The sequence below is a fragment of the Actinophytocola sp. genome, from assembly GCF_035634895.1.
Taxonomy (GTDB): domain Bacteria; phylum Actinomycetota; class Actinomycetes; order Mycobacteriales; family Pseudonocardiaceae; genus Actinophytocola.
Genome location: NZ_DASQCC010000203.1, coordinates 1 through 20,008 on the forward strand (window position 1 = coordinate 1; position 20,008 = coordinate 20,008).

18 protein-coding genes and 2 pseudogenes are annotated in these 20,008 nt (G+C 67.2%); 7 read left to right on the plus strand and 13 right to left on the minus strand.

Annotated elements, in window-relative coordinates:
- Positions 1–445 precede the first annotated feature (445 nt).
- Positions 446–1,429 (minus strand): hypothetical protein, encoded by a 984-nt coding sequence (locus tag VET29_RS30620; protein ID WP_324926883.1) that lies wholly within the window; start codon positions 1,427–1,429, stop codon positions 446–448.
- Positions 1,429–1,644: a hypothetical protein gene (locus VET29_RS30625; protein WP_324926885.1), complete on the minus strand. Its 216-nt coding sequence runs from the start codon at positions 1,642–1,644 to the stop codon at positions 1,429–1,431. The genes VET29_RS30620 and VET29_RS30625 overlap by 1 nt, the downstream gene beginning before the upstream one ends.
- Positions 1,645–2,072: 428 nt before the next feature.
- Between VET29_RS30625 and VET29_RS30630 the strand changes: the two genes are divergently transcribed.
- From VET29_RS30630 to VET29_RS30640, 3 genes are read left to right on the plus strand one after another with little or no spacing between them, the layout of a single operon-like run.
- Positions 2,073–2,330 carry a UBP-type zinc finger domain-containing protein gene (locus VET29_RS30630; protein ID WP_324926887.1) on the plus strand — a complete coding sequence of 86 codons (258 nt, stop codon included), beginning with the start codon at positions 2,073–2,075 and terminating at the stop codon, positions 2,328–2,330.
- A 12-nt stretch (positions 2,331–2,342) separates the two neighbouring features.
- A complete protein-coding gene (locus tag VET29_RS30635; protein ID WP_324926889.1) occupies positions 2,343–3,998 on the plus strand; it encodes an FAD-dependent oxidoreductase in 1,656 nt (551 codons plus the stop codon).
- Positions 3,995–5,407, plus strand: a complete 1,413-nt coding sequence (locus VET29_RS30640; RefSeq protein ID WP_324926891.1) for an ATP-binding protein — start codon at positions 3,995–3,997, stop codon at positions 5,405–5,407. Before VET29_RS30635 ends, VET29_RS30640 begins: the two co-directional genes overlap by 4 nt.
- A 414-nt stretch (positions 5,408–5,821) precedes the next feature.
- Here the strand turns inward: VET29_RS30640 and VET29_RS30645 are convergent, their stop codons facing one another.
- On the minus strand, positions 5,822–6,682 hold the full coding sequence (locus tag VET29_RS30645; RefSeq protein WP_324926893.1) for an NAD(P)-dependent oxidoreductase: 861 nt from the start codon (positions 6,680–6,682) through the stop codon (positions 5,822–5,824).
- Between the two features lie 188 nt (positions 6,683–6,870).
- Between VET29_RS30645 and VET29_RS30650 the strand changes: the two are divergent.
- Positions 6,871–7,671: pseudogene (locus tag VET29_RS30650) on the plus strand (S1 family peptidase); the annotation flags it as partial.
- A gap of 138 nt (positions 7,672–7,809) precedes the next feature.
- The gene (locus VET29_RS30655; RefSeq protein ID WP_324926952.1) at positions 7,810–8,037 is read left to right on the plus strand and encodes a proprotein convertase P-domain-containing protein; all 228 of its coding nucleotides are present in this window, start codon (positions 7,810–7,812) and stop codon (positions 8,035–8,037) included.
- Positions 8,038–8,227: 190 nt separating this feature from the next.
- Here the strand turns inward: VET29_RS30655 and VET29_RS30660 are convergent, their stop codons facing one another.
- The 5 genes from VET29_RS30660 to VET29_RS30680 all read right to left on the minus strand — a co-directional run bounded on the left by VET29_RS30660 (position 8,228) and on the right by VET29_RS30680 (position 12,766).
- Positions 8,228–8,968, minus strand: coding sequence for an ESX secretion-associated protein EspG (locus tag VET29_RS30660; RefSeq protein WP_324926895.1), 741 nt, complete (start codon positions 8,966–8,968; stop codon positions 8,228–8,230).
- A gap of 3 nt (positions 8,969–8,971) precedes the next feature.
- Complete coding sequence (locus VET29_RS30665; RefSeq protein WP_324926898.1) at positions 8,972–10,180, minus strand: hypothetical protein; 1,209 nt, start codon at positions 10,178–10,180, stop codon at positions 8,972–8,974.
- 2 nt (positions 10,181–10,182) lie between these two features.
- The gene (locus tag VET29_RS30670) at positions 10,183–10,830 is read right to left on the minus strand and encodes a DUF3558 domain-containing protein (RefSeq protein WP_324926901.1); all 648 of its coding nucleotides are present in this window, start codon (positions 10,828–10,830) and stop codon (positions 10,183–10,185) included.
- An 868-nt stretch (positions 10,831–11,698) separates the two neighbouring features.
- Entirely contained in the window at positions 11,699–12,346 is a 648-nt protein-coding gene (locus VET29_RS30675; protein WP_324926904.1) for a DUF3558 domain-containing protein, read from the minus strand.
- 3 nt (positions 12,347–12,349) lie between these two features.
- Positions 12,350–12,766, minus strand: a complete 417-nt coding sequence (locus tag VET29_RS30680) for a hypothetical protein (protein WP_324926907.1) — start codon at positions 12,764–12,766, stop codon at positions 12,350–12,352.
- A gap of 366 nt (positions 12,767–13,132) precedes the next feature.
- Between VET29_RS30680 and VET29_RS30685 the strand changes: the two are divergent.
- A pseudogene (locus tag VET29_RS30685) lies at positions 13,133–13,291 on the plus strand (IS5/IS1182 family transposase); the annotation flags it as partial.
- 59 nt (positions 13,292–13,350) lie between these two features.
- On the opposite strand, the gene VET29_RS30690 reads toward VET29_RS30685, so the two are convergent.
- The 5 genes from VET29_RS30690 to VET29_RS30710 all read right to left on the minus strand — a co-directional run bounded on the left by VET29_RS30690 (position 13,351) and on the right by VET29_RS30710 (position 18,894).
- Positions 13,351–13,983: a DUF3558 domain-containing protein gene (locus VET29_RS30690; protein WP_324926909.1), complete on the minus strand. Its 633-nt coding sequence runs from the start codon at positions 13,981–13,983 to the stop codon at positions 13,351–13,353.
- A 3-nt stretch (positions 13,984–13,986) separates the two neighbouring features.
- Positions 13,987–14,403 carry a hypothetical protein gene (locus VET29_RS30695; protein ID WP_324926912.1) on the minus strand — a complete coding sequence of 139 codons (417 nt, stop codon included), beginning with the start codon at positions 14,401–14,403 and terminating at the stop codon, positions 13,987–13,989.
- A 378-nt stretch (positions 14,404–14,781) separates the two neighbouring features.
- Positions 14,782–14,988, minus strand: coding sequence for a hypothetical protein (locus VET29_RS30700; RefSeq protein WP_324926915.1), 207 nt, complete (start codon positions 14,986–14,988; stop codon positions 14,782–14,784).
- A gap of 2 nt (positions 14,989–14,990) precedes the next feature.
- Positions 14,991–15,635 (minus strand): DUF3558 domain-containing protein, encoded by a 645-nt coding sequence (locus tag VET29_RS30705; protein ID WP_324926918.1) that lies wholly within the window; start codon positions 15,633–15,635, stop codon positions 14,991–14,993.
- Between the two features lie 202 nt (positions 15,636–15,837).
- Positions 15,838–18,894: an amidohydrolase family protein gene (locus tag VET29_RS30710; RefSeq protein WP_324926921.1), complete on the minus strand. Its 3,057-nt coding sequence runs from the start codon at positions 18,892–18,894 to the stop codon at positions 15,838–15,840.
- Positions 18,895–19,119: 225 nt separating this feature from the next.
- Here VET29_RS30710 and VET29_RS30715 point away from each other — a divergent pair, with 225 nt between their 5' ends.
- Complete coding sequence (locus tag VET29_RS30715; protein ID WP_324926924.1) at positions 19,120–19,962, plus strand: SAM-dependent methyltransferase; 843 nt, start codon at positions 19,120–19,122, stop codon at positions 19,960–19,962.
- The last annotated feature ends 46 nt before the right edge of the window (positions 19,963–20,008 follow it).

The following is a 20,008-nucleotide window of genomic DNA, read 5'->3' on the forward strand; positions in this document are numbered from 1 at the left end:
TGCCTGCGTGAATGTCCCATTCGCTCGCACTGACCGGGTGAAAGTTGTCCACAGCCCGCGCCGACCAGGGGTTTTGTCAGTGCCAGCCGGTAGACTGGCGTGGCGGGGTGCCCCCGGGATCGGGTCAGGGGGTCGGCAAAGTCGATCACCTGGTTTGTGGGGCGGGCACGGTCTTGTTGATCATGTGATTGCTGATGTCCCATGATCGTTGGAGAGCCGTGCCCGTGGTGGAATCCTGCCTGATCCCTGCTGCGTTTGATCGACTGGCCCCGGTGGGTAGCGCGAGCAGTGAGTCGGTGATCGGTCTTGATCAAGTGGCTGACGGGTGGGGGCTGCCTACTCTCCATTCTGGGGCTGGAAAATCAAAAATCGTTTTGCCTGGTCAGGCATGTTTCGGGTGGATGGCGTGTCCGTGCGGAGGGACTACGCGTGACGAGCGGGGGATCTACCTGAGGTTGGGGCCGCGTTCGGCGGCTACCGCGACGCGGCGGCGGAGGTCGGGGTCCATCAGGGCCACCACCGGGGCCAGGCGGGAGAACAGGTCGTGCTTCTCCACCGCGCGCACCAGGTGGCCCAGGATGTGTGGCTCGGTCAGGGCGGGGAGCGTCAGGACGCGTCGCTGGGCCTGCTCGCTCATCACGGACACCGCCAACAGCAGCTCCTCCAGCGCGCCGTCGTCGATGGCCGTGTGGAGCAGCTTCGTCAGGGTCTCGTCGTCCTCCTCGGCCGCGTACTCGGCCAGGCGACCGCGGAGGGCCTCGTCGTTCACGCGGCCGACCAGGGCCAGACCCGCCGACCGCAGCTCGGGTGGGCCGGTCAGCGCGTCGCGCACCGTGGCGTGCAGGCGTTCCGGCGGCAGGAGTGCCACGGCCCTCGTCAGCTGCTCGTCCGACTCCGCGTAGAAACCTATCTGCAGCAACGCTTCGGTCGCCACCGTCGCGGTCACGTCGCGGACTATCTGCTCCGTCGCGGTGTCCAACAACCTCCCCAGCGTGATGAAGTCGCCTCTCTCGACCAGTTCCACGACCACGGCCACCACGCGGTCCGGGCGCACGCGATGAACCAGCGCCCCCGCACGCCTCGGGTCCAGATGCACGCACGCCTCGGCCAGGAACTCCACCGGCATCCGGTTCGCCAGCTCCGCAGCACGGTCGGGGGGCAACTCGCCGGCCACCCGCGCGGCCAGCAGCGGTGTGAACGCTCGCAACGTGATCCGCACGTTCACCGCCGTCGGCAGGACGCGGGTGATCATGGCCACCCGCTGGAACGCGGCCTTGTGCTCGTCGTACAGGGTGGCGACGGCGTTCTCCCGCAGGCGCCGGATCGCGCTGTGCGGCAGCTCGGCGGCGAACGCGATCTCCTCCGCCGTGGTGCCCAACGCCCTGGCCAGCTTCACCAGCTCGGCTTTCGTCGCGAGGTCGTGGCCCATCAGCGCCCCAGGATCTTGCTGACCGTGCCCCGTAGCACCGGTGGCATCTGCCGCAGCGCCTCGGCCGACGCCGCCCTGATCGCCGTCGCCTGCCGCTCCCGCGCGGCCACCAGCACGTCGCGCAGCTCCTCCAGGGCCTCGTCCGACAGACCCTCCACGACTCGCACGTCGGCCCCCAGCCAGTGTGTCAACACCTCGCGTACGTCACCGCGCATATGGAAACTTTGTCATGTGCGGCGCCGACAATCACGTGCGGTGTGCGACTACCCCGCCGCGCGGGCCGGAATCGACCTCGCGGGACCCTTCCTCGCCGGAACGGCCAGCTCGCCGAACGGACGCCGTCGACACCGCGTTCATGCCCGCCACCAGGGCTTTCTTCCCCTCTCCCACCCTCTGCGACCACCGACGGACGGATCGCCGCCCAGTCCCACGCCTTGCCACGCTCGGTGACCATCCGAATGTGAGCGTTAACACACACAGTCGGCGAGCGCCGGCCGCGAGGCCCAGCGCTCCGGGAGAGCGAGTGTCCAGTTGACACGGACCGTCGTCGCGAATGGGCACTTTCGCGGCGCGCATGTTCGCGCAGAGTGAATGGAGCCTTGCGACGCGGCGCTCCTCGGGCCGGTGGTGCCAGGATGGGGCCATGCCCGAATGCACGCACGTCGCCGAGATACGCGACGTCACACCCAGCACCACCGAGGGCTGCGAGGACTGTCTCGCGGTCGGCGGTCGCTGGGTCCACCTGCGCGAGTGCCTGACCTGTGGCCACATCGGCTGCTGCGACTCGTCCCCGGCCAAGCACGCGACCGCCCACTACAACAGCACAAACCACCCGGTGATCCAGTCCTTCGAGCCCGGTGAGGACTGGCGCTGGTGCTACGTCGACCAAGTGGCCGTGTGAGTGAATAGCGCCGTGAACAAACCCGTACTGCTGACCGTCGACGACGACCCCGGGGTGTCCCGGGCGGTGGCGCGCGACCTGCGCCGCCGCTACGGCGAGGGGCACCGCGTGGTGCGGGCGTCGTCCGGGCAGGAGGCGCTCGACGCGCTCAAGGAGCTCAAGCTGCGGGGTGAGCAGGTGGCCGCCATGCTCGCCGACTACCGCATGCCCGAGATGAACGGCATCGAGTTCCTCGAGCAGGCCATGGACCTGTTCCCGCGGGCCCGCCGCGCGCTGCTCACCGCGTACGCCGACACCGACGCCGCCATCCAGGCCATCAACCTCGTCGACGTCGACCACTACCTGCTCAAGCCGTGGGACCCGCCGGAGGAGAAGCTCTACCCGGTGGTGGACGCGCTGATCGAGACGTGGCGCAGCTCCGGGGCCACCGCGGTCGAGGACATCAAGATCGTCGGGCACCGGTGGTCGGCGCCGACCTACGGGGCGCGTGACTTCCTCGCCCGCAACGCGGTGCCGTACCGGTACTACACGATCGACGAGCCGGAGGGTCGCCGGCTGCTCGAGGCGGCGGGAGCCGACCCGACCGAGATCCCGGTGGTGATCACCACCGACGGGCAGGCGTTGCTGGCCCCGACCGATGCCGAGATCGCGGCGGCCGTCGGCCTGACCGTGGACCCGGCGACCGACTTCTACGACCTCATCGTGGTCGGCGGCGGACCGGCCGGTCTCGGCTCGGCCGTCTACGGCGCGTCGGAGGGGTTGCGCACGGTCCTCGTCGAGCGGCAGGCCGCGGGCGGGCAGGCCGGGCAGAGCTCCCGCATCGAGAACTACCTCGGCTTCCCCGACGGCGTGTCCGGTGCGCAGCTGACCGACCGGGCGCGGCGCCAGGCGGTGAAGTTCGGCGCGGAGATGCTGACCGCGCGGGACGTCGTCGCGCTGGAGGTCCAGGGCTCCGCGCGGGTGGTCCGGTTCGGCGACGGCAGCACCATCTCCGCGCACGCGGTGATCCTCGCCACGGGCGTGGACTACCGCAACCTGACCGCGCCCGGCTGCGACGACCTGACCGGACGCGGCGTGTTCTACGGCTCGGCCAACACCGAGGCCCCCGAGTGCGCCGGCAACGACGTCTACATCGTGGGCGGCGCCAACTCCGCTGGTCAGGCGGCGGTGTTCTTCTCACGGCACGCGCGGTCGGTCACGTTGGTGGTACGGGGTGAGTCGCTGCACTCGTCGATGTCGCACTACCTGATCCAGCAGCTGGAGGCCATCGAGAACGTGCGGGTGCGCACCTGCACGACCGTCGGCGAGGCGACCGGCGACGAGCACCTCGAGAAGCTCCGGCTGGACCACATCGACGGCTCGTCGGAGGTCGTGGAGACGAGCCACCTGTTCATCTTCATCGGCGCGCAGCCCCAGACCGACTGGCTCGACGGCGTGGTGGAGCGGGACGAGCGAGGGTTCATCTGGACCGGGCCGGACCTGCTGGTGGACGGCGAGCGGCCCAGCGGGTGGCCAATGGACCGCGATCCGTTCTACCTTGAATCGAGTGTTCCTGGCGTCTTCGTCGCCGGTGACGTGCGTGCCCAGTCGGTCAAGCGGGTCGCGTCGGCGGTCGGTGAGGGTGCCATGGCGGTGACGCTCGTGCACCGGTACCTGGAGGAGCAGTGACCACCCCAGCGCAGCTACGCGAGCTGTTCCTGTTCGCGGACCTGACCGACGACCAGCTCGAGTGGGTGACGGCGCACGGCGACGTCGTCTCGTACAAGGCCGGCCAGACCGTGTCCGTCGAGGGCGAGCCGGCCGAGTGCTTCTACGTGCTGCTCTCCGGCACGCTGAGCATGGTCCGCAAGGTCCGCGGCGACGAGGTCGAGATCACGCGGAGCGACCAGCCGGGGGCGTACTCGGGCGCGACCCAGTTCTACCTCGGTGAGCAGGTCGACCAGGTCTACGGGGCGACCATCCGCGCGGTCACCGACGCCACGTTCCTCGCGCTCCCCGCGACGGACTTCGCGGCCAAGTTCGGCCAGTGGTTCCCGATGGCCGTGCACCTGCTGCAGGGCATGTTCGTCGGCCTGCAGAACGCCAACGTGCTGGTGGCGCAGCGGGAGCGGCTGCTGGCGCTCGGCAAGCTGACCGCCGGGCTCACGCACGAGCTGAACAACCCGGCGGCGGCCGCCGTGCGCGCGACCGAGACGCTGCGGGAGCGGTTCGCCGGCATGCGGCACAAGCTGGCGATGCTGGCCGACGGCCATTTCGACGGACTCCAGCTGCACCAGCTCACGAAGATCCAGGACAAGTTCATCCAGCGGATGGCCGCGGCCGAGGACCTGACACCGATGCAGGTGGCGGACCGCGAGGACGAGCTGGGGGAGTGGCTCGACGAGCGCAAGGTGCCGGGCGGCTGGGACCTGGCCCCGGTCTTCGTGGCGGCGGGGATCACGGCGTCCGACCTGGACGAGGTGTCCAATGTGGTCGACCCGGGCTTCCTGGAGCCGGCGCTGCGGTGGCTCTCCTACACCGTCGAGACGGAGAACCTGCTGATCGAGGTCAAGGAGAGCACCAAGCGGATCTCCGCGCTGGTGGGCGCGGCCAAGCAGTACTCGCAGCTGGACCGGACACCGCACCAGGAGGTGGACCTGCACGAGGGCCTGATCGCGACCCTGGTCATGCTGGCCGGCAAGAAGCCGGAGGGCGTCCGGATCGTGAAGGAGTTCGACCGGTCGCTGCCGCACGTGCCGGCGTACGCGGCCGAGCTCAACCAGGTGTGGACGAACCTGATCGAGAACGCGATCGACGCGGTGGCCGGGGACGGGACGATCACGATCCGCACCGCTTTGGACGGTGACTTCGTGCTCGTCGAGGTGATCGACACCGGTCCCGGGGTACCGGAGGAGCTTCGGCGGCGGGTGTTCGAGCCGTTCTTCACCACGAAGGGGGTTGGGCAGGGGACGGGGCTCGGCCTGGACGTGTCGTGGCGGGTCGTCGTCAACCGGCATGGTGGGGATCTGAAGGTGGTTTCGCAGCCGGGCGACACGCATTTTCAGGTTCGGTTGCCGTTGCGTTCTGCGGTTGGGTAGTCGCTGGGCTGGTTGCGGGGCCGGGGTGGGCCTCCGGGGGCCTCCCGGGGGAGGGGCGCGGGTTGGTCATGTGGTGTGCGTTGGGTGGGGCGGGTTGAACGCTGGTGGGTCTCTCGGGGTGGGCTTTCCTGGGGAGGGCGCGGGTTGGACGGTGGTGGGTCTCTCGGGGGTTGGCTTCTTGGGGAGGGGCGCGGGTTGGTTGTGTGGTGTGTTTGGGTGGGGCGGGTTGGACGGTGGTGGGCCTTCTGGCGGTGGGCTTCCTGAAGGAGGGGCGCGGGTTGGATGGTGGTGGGCTTGGCTTGCCGCTCGCTGTCTTGGCCAGGCCGTGTGGGCCTGGCCCGCGTCAGCGCGGCCTCGATCGTGCCGAGCGGGTTGGCCTGGGCGAGCCGCGTCGCGCGAACCCGTGGTTTGTGGTCAGGATTCCTTGTTGGTCTGGTGTCGCCAGGAGTGTTGCGGGTCGTAGCCCAGGATTCTCCGCGCCTTTTCTATGGACAGCAGGGTCTCGTTCGGGCCGAATTCGCGTTTGTGTGGCACGTTCGGGTATATCTCGGCCAGTAGTTCCTGGTTCGGCCTTGTCATGACCGTGTCCGCGTTCGCGATGATGAACACCTCGAAGCCCGGGTGGTCGTACTCCAGTGCTCGTCGCACTGCCTGGGCGCCGTCTCGGGCGTCGATGTAGGACCACAGGTTCCAGTGACGTGTCCTCGCGTCGGAGTCGAAGGCCGGGAAGTTGGCGTACTCGGCTGGTTCCATCACGTTGGAGAACCGTAGGCCGATGATCTTCAGTTCCGGGTCCCAGCGGCAGAACTGGGCGGCCATCGTCTCGTCCAGTAGCTTGCCCAGCGAGTACGTCGACTCCGGCCTGCCCGCGTACTCCTCGTCCACCGGCACGTACGGGGGTGGGGTCTCGAACGGTAGGCCCAGCACCGTTTCGCTTGACGCCCACACCACGTTCCTGATGCCGGCCAGCCTCGCCGCGGCGAAGACGTTGTATGTCGACGGCACGTTGTTCGCGAAAGTCGTCGCGTTCGCCGTCATGCCCGGGGCCGGGATCGCGGCCAGATGTACCACCGCGTCGACATCTTGGTAACGATCGTCGATTCCGGTCAATGCCTCCACGACCTGTCCGTAGTCGGTCAGGTCGACCCGTGTGTAGGGGCAGGCGTCGGCGGGAACTCGGTCGAGGTTGTGTACTTCCCAGCCGTGTTCCAGCAGGTCAGACACCACTGCCCGGCCCAGCTTGCCGCTCCCGCCCGTCACCACCACGCGTGCCATCGGCGTTCCTTTCCCCGTTTGTCCCCGCTCGGGTGAACGTTAGTTGACCAGATTGCAGTCTTGTGGCCGGCATCACGACCGGGTGGAATCAGACACGGAAGATCGCTGACCGGCCACAGCCAGTGGTCAATCTGCCTTCTTTCGACACCCCTGCTGTCCGTGATCCGGACTGTCGAAAGGACCTACCCGTGACAACACTCAGATCCGCCCTGCGCAGAGCCGCCCTGGTCACCATCAGTGCGGCCGCCGCGCTCGGTGCGGTCGCCGGTCAGGCGGTGGCCGCACCATCCGCGCCGGACGACGACGTGCAACCCCAGGTCGTCGGCGGCACCCGTGCCGACCAGGGCGAGTTCCCGTTCATGGTCCGCCTGTCGATGGGCTGCGGCGGCGCGCTCTACACCCAGAGCATCGTGCTCACCGCGGCGCACTGCGTCAGCGGGACCGGCAACAACACGAGCATCGGCGTCACCGCCGGGGCCGTGGACCTCCAGGACGCGAACCGCATCACCCGCACGTCCACCTACGTCTACCAGGCCCCGGGCTACAACAACCCGAGCGGTGACGACTGGGCGCTGATCAAGCTCAACTCCCCGATCACCAACCAGGCCCTCCTGCCGATCGCCACCACCACGGCCTTCGACAGCGGTACGTTCACCGTCGCCGGCTGGGGTGCCGCGACCGAGGGCGGCGGGCAGCAGCGCTACCTGCTGAAGGCCACCGTCCCGTTCGTCACCGACGCCCAGTGCCAGCAGGCCTACAGCGACCTGGTGCCGAGCGAGGAGATCTGCGCCGGCAACTGGAGCAGCGGCGGCGTGGACACCTGCCAGGGCGACTCCGGTGGCCCGATGTTCCGGCGGGACAACGACAACGCCTGGATCCAGGTCGGCATCGTGAGCTGGGGCATCGGCTGTGCACGGCCCCAGAACCCGGGCGTCTACTCGCAGGTGAGCACCTTCGCTGCGGACATCGCGGCCGCGGCGGCGACCCTGGGCGGCGGCACCACGCCACCACCCGGCCACACCTTCTCGAACACCGACAACTACACGATCAACGACAACAGCACCGTGTCGAGCCCGATCACCGCGTCGGGCGTGACCGGCGCCGCCTCGTCGAGCTCGACCGTCGAGGTGCACATCGTGCACACCTACCGCGGTGACCTCGTCGTCGACCTGGTCGCCCCGGACGGCTCGGTCTACAACCTCCTCAACCGCTCCGGCGGCTCGGCGGACAACGTGAACCAGACGTTCACCGTGAACCTGTCCAGCGAGACGGCCAACGGCACGTGGAACCTCCGCGTCCGAGACGCCGCGTCGCAGGACACCGGCTACATCGACAGCTGGACCCTCTCCATCTAGTGCGTCGGGCCGCCTCCCGGCGACGGGAGGCGGCCCACCAGCTCCTGCTCGAGTTTGCGGAAGTCGCGCTCTCCGAGTCCGGATCGACATCGGACAGGGCCTCCGCTCGGTGGCGGAGAGCCGGGAAGCCCACGAGGTGCGCCGGTCCAACGGGCGGCGGGGCGCTCGCCTCAGCCCGGCGTCGCCACGTTCAGTTCGCCGTGCGCAGGAGGTCGGCGAGCTTCGCGGCCACGAACGGCGCGGTGGCGGGCGCGGCGTTGACGGTTCGTTCGCCGCGGGTCGTGAGGTGGACCGCCCAGCGGCCGTCCGGCAGGTCGATGAGGTCGAGCCACGCACGTGAGCGGATGCGGTTGCCGGCCTCGTCGCGGCGGGCGGCGTACAGCTTGGCGCCGCCGGAACGGGGGGCGCGGAGCAGAGCGTCGAGGCGTTTGGCCTGTTCGGACCGGACGGGGCCACTGGACCTGCGCAGCACCGGCCGCGGTCCCGAGTCGTTCAGCTCGGCCTCCCGGACCGAGAACGACTCGCCGCGGGCCGGTGGGATGTCCGGGAGCTGTTCGAGGAGCGCCTCGACCAGCCGGTCGGCGCCGACCCGGCGGAACGTGAGATGGTCGCCGCGCCGGGTGAGGGCGAAGGCACTGCGACCGTGCGCGGCGGCGAGGATGGCGTAGGCGCCCTGGTTGTTGTCGACCCAGCCGTAGAACTCGGTGTGGGCGCGCTGGATGACCGAGAGCATGCCCGTGAAGTCGGCGAGGCGGTCCCGGTCGGCGAGCCCGGCGCCGGCGAGCTCCGCACGCAGCTCCCGCTCGGCCTCGGCGACGAACCGGTGCGAGACGTACGACTCGCCGCCGGCGAAGACGGGATGCGGGTCGCCCAGGTTCTCCTTGTGTATGAGGCTGACCAGCGGGTGCACGGACAGCTCGAGGGTCTGCACGGGCTAGTCGTCCTCGTACTCGTCGTCGCCGATCACCTGCGGCGCGGTGAGCACGTCGCTGCCGAAGACCCCCTCGGCGTCGGCCTCGATGAGGTACTTGCGCTGGTGTTTCTCGTCTTCGTTGCCCTTGCCGCGCCCCGCGCCGACGGGAGCGGCCCCCATGGCGCCCGAGCCGGTGCCGCGGGCCGCCGCCGCGGCGGCAGCCCGCTGTGCGGCCGCCTCTTCGGCGGCGAGGGCGCCCACACCGGCACCTGGGCCGAAGGGGCCGCGCATTCCCGCTGGTCCTCGGCCGGCGGGACCCGGACCGTTGCCGCCGCCGTACGTGCCGCCGCGCGGACCGCCGGTGCTGCCGGGGCCGCCGGTGAACCCGCCGACGGGTGCGAACCCGCCCGGGACCGGTGTGTTCGGCGGCTGGCCGGTGGGCACGGGTTGGCTGGGCGGCAGTGGTCCCTGCGGGCCGCCGGGCGGCCGCGGGACGAAGTCGCTGGGGCTGGTCTGCTGCTGGGGTTGCCGACCATCCGGGCCTGTGTTGGGCGGCCCACCGAACGGGGGGTTCCCAACGGGCGGCCCGCCACCCGGCCCACTGCCGGGATCGCGACGTCCACCGTACGGTCCGGAGTCGCCTCCATCCTGAGGCTGCCCCTTGTCCGGGACCTCGATGTAGTCACCGGGCGGGGTGTCGGTGGAGGCGACGCTGACGGTGCCACCGGAGTGGTTGGCGGTCTTGTACTCCGCCGGCATGTTCGTCTCGTTGTACTCGCTGGCACCGTCGTAGACGCGGTAGGCGTCGATGTTGTGCTGCGCGGCGGACTGGTAGGAGGTGACGTCCTTCTCGTAGTCCGTGAACGGGAACAGGGGGTGCCCGATATCCATCGCGGGCGGCCTCTCCGGCACCGGCTTGACACTGTTGGCGGTGCGATGGAAGGACCCACTCTGCCGATCCAGGAGATCCTCGGCCCGGCTCAGGAGCCCGGCCCCGTGCAGCGCCGAGTCGGCGAGGGGTTGAGCCGCCCCGAACGCACCCTCACTCGCCGCACCCTGCCACCCACCCCGAATCAGCTCCCCTTGCTTGCGAATGAGAGTGGCGCGGTCCTCCTCCGCGTCCCATTCCTGGCGGGTGGCGTTCTGCGCATCGTCCAGCCGTTCGGTTCCCCGGGCGGTCGCGAAGTACTCGTAGATCTGATGGGGCGTCATCTTGAAGATCTGGTTCACGACTACGCCCCCTGCTTCATCGTCTTCAACGCCAACCCCGCTACCTCGGCGGCCGTGGCACATGGATCCTTCTGTCCAACGTTGGCCTGTGACAGCTGCAAAATCGTCTCGAAAGCCATGTCGTCCGCCGCTCCCACGACCACGGTGCAATGGCCGATGTCGCGGTCGTCGACAAGAGATCGCGTCACGGCAGGGTATCCTTCGATGGCGGGCAGTACCTCGAAGTATGCCCATTCCTTTCTGTTGTTGGTGTCGTACTCGGGACTTAGTCCACGTGGGTCGTCGACGATGAATACGATCGTTACGTTGCCGCGTGTTTCCTCGTTGTACCACTCGCAGCCGACGCCGAGCACCTCGTTTTCGGTGGCTTTGCCAACCGCTGGAAGATTGAGTTCCCGCGCCTGTTCTGAACTGAGCGATAAGCAGGGGTCCTGCTCGTAACGAGAGGTGTTCAGCGGATTAGTCACTTTGGGCGCGCCGGCGAACGGTAGCTCTTCTTCTCCGCCGCCGGACGTCCTTGGTGTTGATTTGGACGTGGCGACTCCGATGGAATTCGCTGGTAGTGGGTCGCCCTTACTCGTTGTCGTGCAGGCGGAGGCAATCGCGAGGCCGAACAGGCTTGCCAGCAGTAGTGAACGTCGGATGAGCATTCGTCAAATTCCAGCTTGAGGGCCGTCTGGGGCCGTCTTGTGTATTTCGGTGGCATTTGCGTGCTCGACGTTGAGGTAGTCGTCGAGGTCTGTTGGCACAGGTCCGCCTGTTGTGAGCAATAGTTTCGATTGTGCTCGAGATAGCGCATGTACGATAGGCCTGATCGGTTGGCCGTCGCGGCATGTGCACGGCTGGCGAAGTCTTCGGCAGGAGGCTCGATCCTCGTCATTCGAGCGGAGTGCGCCAACGAACGATCGTAGCTTCTGGCGAGGGCTCGCCAGTTCGTGATGATGGCGTACATGTCGGACTCGTCGTAGGTGAAGGTGCCGTCGGTGATCGTGCCGTCGGTGGTGAACATGCCGCCCAGTTGGGTCTGGATATTGGCGCGGTGTGCTTGCCCGTTGCTCATCGTCCTCCCCCTGATTCCGGGCGTGCCGGGACTCTCGGTAGCTGAGCATACGACATGCGTGTTCGGTGTGTGGGGTCTTCCCGGAACGGGTGAGTCGGCGGGTGTGGTGACTTTCCGTGATGGGCTGTGGTCGGTAGTAGTAGTGGTGGGTTCGCTCTGGTTCGTGCGCTCCTGTGCCGCGTATCCGCGAGCCCCGCTACCTCGTTGAACGTCGCGCCGAGGCCCGGCCCCGTTGCAGCGCGGAGTCGGCGAGGGTTAGGTCACCCCGAACGCACCCGCACCCTGCCACCCACCCCGAATCAGCTCCCCTTGCTTGCGAATGAGATTGGCGCGGTCCTCCTCCAGGTACCACTCCTGGCGGGTGGCGTGCTGCGCATCGTCCAGCCGTTTGGTCCCGAGCCCGGTCGCGAAGTACTCGTAGATCTAATGAGGGGTCATCTTGAAGATCTGATCCACGACTATGCCCCCTGCTTCATCGTCTTCAACGCCAACCCCGCAACCTCGGCGGCCTTGGGACACGGGTCCTTGCGGCCGACGTTGGCCAGTGACAACTGCAGAGATACTCCGAAGGCCATATCGTCCGCGACTCCAACCATGACGTCGCAATAGCCACTGTCACGCTGGTCACTGCCGCCACGCGCTATCGCCGGGTATCCTTCGATATCTGGTAGGACTTCGAAGTATGCCCATTCTCCTTTTTGGTTTTTTTTGTACTCGGGACTTAGGCCGCGCGGGTCGTCGACGAGAAAAAAAATGCGAACCAAGCCACGCGTGGTTTGGTTCTTCCATTCGCAAGCCGTGCTGAGTGCCACTCCGTCGTCAAATTTGCCCGTTAGCGGAATGTTTAGATATTGAGCTTGCTCCGCACTGAGGGACTTGCAGGGGTCCTGCTCATACTTGGACGTGTCGAGTGGATTGTCTACCTTGGGGGCACCCGCGAATGGCAACTTCCCGTCCCCCTTGCCTGGCGTCCGAGGCGTCGAACTGGAAGGCGTGGCGCCGGTGGTGTCGGCCGGCAGTGGGTCGCCTTTGCTTGTGCTCGTACACGCGGAGACAAGCGTGAGTCCGAGCAGGCTCGCCAGCAGCAGTAAATGTCGGAGAAGCATGCCTCAAATCCCGGACTGAGGGCCCTCTGGGGCCGTCTGGTTCATTTCGGTGATGGTCGCGTGTTCGATGTCAAGGTATTCGTCAAGCGTTCGCTGAAACAGCTCCGCCTGCTCTTTACGGTAGCGTCGGTTGTGCTCGAGATATTGTTTGTAGGAATCCCCGGAGCGATTGGCGGCGGCAGCGTGCGTCCGGCTGGCGAAGTCTTCGGCCGGTGGATCGATCCTGGACATGATGTCGGCGCTGCTCATCGACTTCTGGTAGCTGTCTGCGAGGTCGCGCCAGTTGTTGATGATGGTGCGCATGTCGGACTCGTTGTAGGTGAAGGTGCCGCCGGTGATCGTGCCGTTGGTGGTGTGGGTGGTGAACATACCGCCGAGCTGGGTCTGGATATTTGCGCGGTGTGCCTGCCCGTTGCTCATCATCCTCCCCCTGACTCCAGGTGTGCCGGAACGCGCGGTAGCTGAGCTTACGACATGCGTTTTCGGGGTGTGGGGGTCTCCCGGAACGGGTGAGGGGCCGGTTGTCGTGACTTTCCGTGACAGGCTGTGGTCAGCAGCAGTGGGTTCGCTCTGGTCCGTGCCACCAGATGTCGTCGTGGATAGGTGGGGGCTTGGTGGCCAGGGCTGGGATGCTGGCTGCGGCGGGGGATTGGGAACGGGGTCAGCAGGTCGTTCAGCGTCCGTAGTTTCCCGCTGTCATTACCATGTGGAACCGCTGCGGCCGCGTTGGTGTCGGTTAGGGGGTTGCCGTGAACCCTTTCACCCTGGTCCGGATGTGTTGGCGGGGTCTCCACCGCCACGTGCTGGCGATATGTCAACGGAATGGTGGAGTTGCTCGCGCAGCGTGTCCCCAAGCTCCGGGCCGCATTGCGGTGGGCGAAGCGGCAGAAGATGGCCTACGTGATCCTCGACGGCACGTCTATCCCGATCGACCGGGTCGGTTCAGGCGGACGTGGCATGTGATCTTGATGTTCGGGGCGCCATCTTGAAGATCTGGCCCACGACTACGCCCCCTCCTTCATCGTCTTCAACGCCATGCCGGCGACCTCGGAGGCCTTATCGCAAGGATCCTTCTGTCCAACGTTGGCCTTTGACAACCGCAAAATCGTCTCGAAAGCCATGTCGTCGCTCACCCCCACCACCACAGTGCAATGCCCGATGTCGCGGTCGTCGGTTCCTAGTCGGATTACTGCCGGATATCCTTCAATGTTTGGGAGTTCTTCGAAGTACTCCCATTCGCCTCTTTTGTCGGCGTCATACTCCGGGCTCAGGCCGCGTGGATCGTCAACAAGGAATACGATCTGAACATCGCCGCGGGTTTGTTCGTTGCGCCAGTCGCAGCCGACACCGAGAACCTCGTTCTCTGTCGGCCTGCCTGTTCGAGGAAGGGTTAGATATTCGGCCTGGTCGGCAGTCAGGGACTTGCAGGGGTCTTTTTCGTAGGTGGATGTGTCCAGCGGATCGCTCACCTTCGGCGCTCCGGCATACGGCAGTTCTGCCGCAGTGCTGGAAGTGTGAGGCGCCGTGGCGTCTGATGAGCCGGCTGGCAGGGGGTCTCCCTTGCTTGGGATCGTGCAGCCAGAGGTGAGTGCGAGGCTCAGTAGGCTCGCGAGAAACAACGGACGTCGAGGGTGCATGCCTCATATCCTGGGTCGAGAGCCGTCTGGGGCGGTCTTGCTTATTTCGATTGTATTGTTTTGCTCAATACCGAGATAATGGTCGAGCGCCTTTTGGCACAGGTCGGCCTGCTGTGAGCAGTAGTCTCGATTGTGCTCAACATAATGTTTGTAGGAATCCCCTGAGCGATTGGCGGCGGCAGCGTGCGCTCGGCTGGCGAAGTCTTCGGCCGGTGGCTCGATCCTCGCGAGACGGTGAGCGCGGTCGAGTGAGTTGTCGTAGCTGTCCGCGAGCTCGCGCCAGTTGTTGATGATGGTGCGCATGTCGGACTCGTTGTAGGTGAAGGTGCCGCCGGTGATCGTGCCGTCGGTGGTGTGGGTGGTGAACATGCCGCCCAATTGGGTCTGGATATTGGCGTGGTGTGCCTGCCCGTTGCTCATCGTCCTCCCCCTGACTCCGGGTGTGCCGGAACGCTCGGTAGCTGAGCTTACGACATGCGTGTTCGGGGTGTGGGGGTCTTCCCGGAACGGGTGAGGGGCCGGTTGTCGTGACTTTCCGTGACAGGCCTGTGGTCGGCAGTAGATAGTGGTGGGTTCGCTCTGGTTTGTGCCACCAGATGTCGTCGTGGATAGGGATGGGGGGTTGGTGGCCAGGGCTGGGATGCTGGCTGCCGCGGGGGCTGGCGATATGTCAACGAAATGGTGGAGTTGCTCGCGCAGTGTTCCCCAAGCTCCGCGCCGCATTGCGGAGGGCGAAGCGGCAGAAAGATGGCCTACGTGATCCTTGACGGCACGTTGATCCCGATCGACCGGGTCGGTTCAGGCGGACGTAGAATAATCTTGATGTTCGGTGGGGAAAGATCCCCGAATCAGCTCCCTCTGCTTGCGAATGAGAGCGGCGCGGTCCTCGTCCAAGACCCATTCCTGGCGGGTGGCGTTCTGCGCATTGTCCAGCCGTTCGGTTCCGGGCGCGGTGGCGAAGTACTCGTAGATCTGGTGAGGCGTCATATTGAAGATCTGGCCCACGACTATGCCCCCTGCTTCATCGTCTTCAATGCCAACCCCGCTACCTCGGAAGCGACGTCGCACGGCTTTAATCTTCCGACATTGACGTCCGACAATCGCAAGATTGTTTCGAAGGCCATATCGTCCGCGACTCCCACGACCACCGTGCAATGGCCGATGTCCCGATCGTCGGGGTCACCCCTTGCTACCGCCGGGTACCCTTCGATATCGGGTAGTTCTTCGAAGAACTTCCACTCGCCTCGTTTGTTGGCATCATATTCTGAGCTGAGGCCGGTGGGATCGTCGACGACGAAGACGATTTCAACCTCGCCGCCCGTTTCTTTGTTGACCCAATCGCAGCCGACGCCGAGAACAACATTGTGGTCAATGGTGCCGGTAGACGGAAGACCTAGGTATTTGGCCTGATCTTCGCTGAGTGATTTACACGGGTCCTCCTCGTAGGAGGACGTACCCAACGGGTTCTCCACCTTTGGTGCCCCGGCGAACGGCAGGTCCTCTCCGCCCTCGGAGGTTTGATGTCTTGATTTGGAAGTCTCGCCGCCGGCGGAGCCAGTCGCGCGGGGCTCACCCGGGCTCATGGTCGTGCAAGCAGTGGCAAGCGCGAGCCCAAGCAGGCTAACCAGAAGCAGGGAACGCCTTATCAACATGTATCAGACCCTGGGCAGAAGGCCCTCGAGGGCCTTCTTGTCATTTCGGTGACGTTGGTGTTCTCGGCGCCGGAGATAGGCTCTCTATCATCCTCCCCTGATTCCGGGCCTCGGTAGCTGAGCATACGACATGCGTGTTCGGGGTGTGGGGGTCTGCCCGGAACGGGTGAAGGGCCGAGTGGGTTTCCGTGACAGGTCGCGGTTAGCAGCAGTAGTGGTGGGTTCGCTCCGGTTCGTGCCACCAGATGTCGTCGTCGACAGGGGTGGGGGACTTGGTGGCCAGGGCCGGGATGCTGGCTGCCGCGGGGGACTGGAACGGGGTCAGCAACTCGTCGACCGTCCGTAGTTTTCCTGCTGTCATGACCATGTGTACCGCCGCTGCGGCGTTGATGTCGGTCAGGGGGTTGCCGTGGACGAATGACAGGTCCGCTTGGGTGCCTCGGTGGATTTCGCCCAGTTGACCTGTGTGGCCCAGCCACTTCGCGGGGTTTCTCGTTGCCGTGGTCAGGGCCTCGTACGGGGTGAAGCCGAATTTGACCTTTGCCCTCAGGTTTGTGTGCAGCGACACGGCCGGGTTGTCCAACGGGGCGTCGGTTCCCGATATCACCAGGCCGCCCGCTCTGTGGATTCGCAGCACCATGTCGACGTTCGCCGCCAGTAATGCCATTACGTACGCGTTGGCCGGGTTTCTCGCCGCGTCCGCTTTCGTCACCAGGGCCGCGTACTCCCAGGCGGGGAACAGGGTCCTCGTCCGATGGTCCTCGACCAGGGAGCGGTCCTCGGCGTACAGGGCCGACGAGTTGAACAGCGTGGGTGTGAGGGAGATGCCGGACTTCGCGAACAGCGTCACCGCGTCCGCGTACGACCTGCCCAGCCTCGACACCGTGTGGGAATAGCCGAGCCGGTTCGTCGCGCCCGTGTGTTCCATTCCGTCCATGCCGATCCGCTCGGCCGGGTACAGATAATGCGACGACAGCGGCAGTCCCGCTCGGTGTGCCGCCGCCACTACCCGGCGCTGGTAGGCCACCGGAAGCCGAACATACGTCTTGATCAGGTCGTAGCCCAGCGCTCTCGCACGGTCCAACTCCAGTTCCAACTGCCCCACTGACCGGGTCGTGCGCATGAAGTTGTAGTACACCCGCGAACCGTCGATCGCCTCGCCGGTGCCCAGATACCGTGGCCCCACCCGGGTTCCCGAGTCCAACGACTCCCGTGTCTCCACGTACTGGTACGCCGGGTCGCCCGGTGACCTCGTCGTCGTTATCCCGTACGCCAGCCACAGCCTGCCCTGCCGGTCGCCCCACTGCCTCCCGCGCAGGTGCCAGTGGACATGGGCGTCGATCAGGCCGGGCATGACCGTCAGCGTCCGGGCGTCCACCGTGTACGGCCGACCGCCCGCCGGCAGTACGTCGGCGACCTTTCCGTTGTCCACCACGATGTCCACCGACTCCCGTAGGCGGGTGGACTGCCCGTCCCACACGGCACCCGCGCGGATCACGTCGTGCTGGCGGACCCTGGCCGGGCGCCAGCGCAGGGACAGGGGCACGTCGTGGGGTGCGCCGCCCGTCACGCGGATCCAGCGCAGCGTCCCGTTGTGCAGGTACAGCAACCGGTCGGCGCCCAGCCACGACAGCGAGTCCGTCACCTCGTGGGTCACCTGGCGGGCCTCGCCGGTGAACGTGCCGTCCGGGGACACCGGCACCACCCACGCGCACGACTCCACCACGAACGCCAGGTACCGGCCGTCCGGCGACCACACCGGCCCGTCGTCGCCGCGTGTGGCTATCGACGCGTGTGGCAGTGGCTCGGTGTAGGTCAGTGCGCCGGAGTCCAGGTTCACCGTCAGGATCTGGCTCGTGCCCTCGCGGAAACGCCGGGAGTACGGCTTCACCGCCGCCAGCGCCACCGTCCGGCCGTCCGGCGACCACGTCGGCCGCCCCGGCATGAACAGCGGCGGGGTCACCTGTCGTGCCGCTCCGGAAGCCAGGTCCAGGATCCACGTCACGCCGTCCTGATCCGCGTACGCCACCCGCCCGCCGTCCGGCGACACCCTCGGCGCCACCTGCGCGCCCGGCAGGCTCGACAGCCGCCGCTCCGCGCCCGTCGACAGGTCGCGCCGCCACAGGTCCGCGTCGCCGGCGCGGTCCGACGCGTACACCAGTGCCCGGCCGTCCGGTGTGAAGTCCGGGTCGGAGTTGAAGTAGCCGTCCGCCACCAGGCGGGTCGGCGTTGGGTCGCCGATCTTCAGCAGCCACAACGCGTTCAGCGCGCGGAACGCCACGTGGGTGCCCGACGGGGACGCCACGGGCGACGCGATCCCCCGGGCCGGCTGCTCTCGGGTGGAGTCGAGGTCGCGCACGGTGTGGTGGTACCGGGACCGCGGGACCACCGGCACCGCCGCCGCGAACGTCACCGCCCGCACCGAGCCGTCCAGCCGGCGGCGCTTGAGCTTCCCGTCCGCGGTGTACAGCAGCTCGGACCGCGACGGCCACGACGGCGCGAAGCCGAAGACGTCCTCGCCCGGTCCGCTGACCACCCGGTCGCCCACGACCAGCTCCGCCGTCGCGCCCGCGATCCGCACGTACGCGAGCACCCCGTCCGGCGAGAACGACGGGCCGTACAGCGTCGCGCCGGCCGGCGCCGTCACCAACCGGGTCGTGGCACCCGTCGACAGGTCGAGCACGTCGATCGCCGTACTGTCCACTGTGTACACCAGGCGCCTGCCGTCCGCGGACCACGACGGCATCGCCTCCTCGGCCGCCGAGTCGACGCGCGTCGTCACCGCGCCCGTCGCGACGTCCAGGGTGTGCACGCCGTAGCTGCCGCCCAGGTCGGACGAGAACGCGATCGTCCTGCCGTCCGGTGCGAAACGTGGCTCGCGGTGGTCGAACGGGCCGTGTGTGAGCTGCCGCGACCCGGCACCGTTCGCGTGGATGGTGTACAGGTTGTAGTTTCCGTCCCGGTACGCCTGGAACACGAGCGTCCGCCCGTCCGGCGACCACGTCGGCAGCGTCGCGTCCATGTCGTCACCGGTCAGCCGCCGGGCCTCGCCGCCGGTGGCCGGTACCGTCCAGATCGCGGTGACCAGGTCGATCGCCACGTGTTCGCCGTCCGGCGACAGGTGGGCGGACATGTTCGTGCCCTCGCCGATCGAGACCGTGTCGTCCGCCCCGGCGACGGCCGGTTGGCCGGTCAGCACCGACGCGCCCGCCAGCACCCCGGCCCCCAGCAGGACATCGCGACGGCTGAACTCCGACATCGAACCCCTCCCCAGCACACGACGAAGTCGTCCCCGTTACTTCCGTGACCTGGTTCACCTTGGTGGGAAAGGGCCTGGATGTCCAGCCTCGGCGGAACCGTCCTACCGCGCGGGATCCGCCCGAGACCGCGACTTCGTTTCGCCGAACGCGTTTTCGGGGGTGGGTCGCGGTCGTAGGCTCTGGGGTGGTCCGCCACCCGTCGCCTGGAAACGGAGTCTTCCGTCATGACGCCCCAGCCGCCGACCTACGTCCGCGATCTCGACATCGAGAAGCCGAACGCCGCTCGCATGTACGACTACTATCTCGGCGGGTCGCACAGCTTCGCGTCGGACCGGGCGCTCGCCGCGCAGGTCGAGCAGGTCGCGCCGTTCGTCCGGCACATCGCGGGCATCAACCGCGCGTGGCTGCGCCGGGTGGTCGAGTACCTGATGTCCCAGGGCGTCCGCCAGTACCTCGACCTCGGCTCCGGCATCCCGACCGTCGGCAACGTGCACGAGATCGCGCAGCGGCAGGACCCCGCGACCCGCGTCGTCTACGTCGACTACGAGGCCGTCGCCGTGCACCACGCCGCCGAGCTGCTGCGGGACAACGAGAACGCGACCGTCGTGTGGGCCGACGTGCGTGACCCGAGGTCGGTGCTGGAACACGAGGAGACCCGGCGGCTCCTCGACTTCGGCCGGCCCGTCGCGCTGCTGTGCGCGGGCCTCCTGCTGTTCGTCGGCGACGAGTACGACCCGGCCGGGCTCGTCGCCGGCTACCGCGACGCGTGCGCGTCCGGCAGCTACCTCGCGATCTCGACCATGAGCCAGGACGAGGCCGACCCGAAGACCGCCGAGGAGCTGGCCGGCCTGCTCGCCCTGTACGAGCTGGCCGGCGAGCGCGTGTACCCGCGCACCAGGGAGACCATCGGCTCGTGGTTCGCCGGCACCGAGCTGGTTCCGCCTGGGCTGACGCTGCTGCACGACTGGCGCGGGGAGACAGCCGACCAGAGCGACCCGGTGTGGACGCGGCACGCGACCTCGCCGGCCAGGCTGCTCGGCTACGGCGCCATCGGCCGCGTGCGCTGACGAGCCGCGACGTTCCCGGCGAAACCTCTGACTCGGAGACTCTGAC